The 1291-nt window shown below is 57.5% G+C and carries 1 protein-coding gene; it reads right to left on the bottom strand.

The annotated features are described in order from the left end of the window. The coding region (locus AC1DVH_RS31285) for an FAD-dependent oxidoreductase (RefSeq protein ID WP_477757045.1) at positions 1-1291 on the bottom strand (1291 nt) is incomplete at both ends.

Here is a 1291-nt window from a genome sequence, read left to right as displayed (position 1 = left end):
AGCGTTGGGGCCCATCACGCTGATCACGGCCATCGACGAGGTGACATCGGTGTAGACAACATTGGCCTCGTCCGGCGTGTTGCGGCGCAACCAGTTCAGCTCGCGAGTCTGCGTCCATGGACCGGTGACGATGAGGAACGACTCCTTCTCAAGTCGTGTCACGGTCAGGTCGGCCTCGATACCACCGCGCTCATTAAGCCACTGGGTGTAAACGATCTTGCCCGGCTCGACATCGATGTTGTTGCTGCAAATGCGGTTGAGCACCGACATCGCATCGCGACCCTGGACCAATATCTTGGCGAAGGAGCTTTGATCAAACAGACCGACGGTTTTGCGAACCGCGTTGTGTTCGGCTGCCGACCACTCGAACCAGTTTTGTTTACCCCAGCTGTACCCGTATTCCGGCTTCTCACCCTGCGGTGCAAAAAAGTTCGCGCGCTCCCAGCCGACCACTTCGCCGTAGCAGGCATTGGCGGCCACCAAACGGTCATGGAGGATACTTTTGCGTGCGTTACGGGCGGACTCGAACTGACGGAATGGCCAGTGCATGGCATACAACAAGCCCAGCCCTTCCGTGGTGCGGTCGTACAGGTATTGAGAGTTACCCTGGAACGGCAAATTACGCTTGATGTCGACGTCCCACAGATCCATTGGGGCGTGACCTTTGGCGATCCACTCGGCAAGTACCTTGCCGGCRCCGCCCGCTGACTGGATGCCCACCGAGTTGAAGCCCGCGGCGACAAAATAGTTACGCAACTCAGGTGCTTCACCCAAGTGGTAGCGGTCATCGGGGGTAAAGCTTTCAGGACCGTTGAAGAACACTTGCAGCCCGGTCTTTTCCAGCGCTGGGATTCGGCGAATGGCCGCTTCCAGGTAGGGTTCCAAGTGATCGAAATCAGGCGGCAATTCATCAAAACTGAAGCTATCAGGAATGCCTTCATGCCCCCAAGGTTTGGCGTTGGGCTCAAAGGTGCCGATCAACAGTTTGCCGGCGTCGGTCTTGAAGTAGTTGTAGTAGTCCAGGTCACGCAGTGTCGGCAGCATGATGCCGTTGATTTCCGGCATCGGCTCCGTGACCACGTAGTAGTGTTCTGCGGCGTGGAGGGGAATGTTGACCCCGGCTTTCTTGCCGAAATTACGCGCCCACATACCAGCGCAGTTCACCACGAACTCAGCGTCGATATCGCCCTGAGCCGTGACGACGCCGGCGGCCTTGCCATCCTTGATCTTGATGTCCAGGACTTGGGTGTTTTCAATGATTTTTGCGCCGCCCATTCGAGCGCCCTTGGCG

Source organism: Pseudomonas sp. P4_C3, from assembly GCF_056402075.1.
Note: the sequence above shows the minus strand (reverse complement) of the source record. Positions and strands in the feature narration are given on the sequence as shown.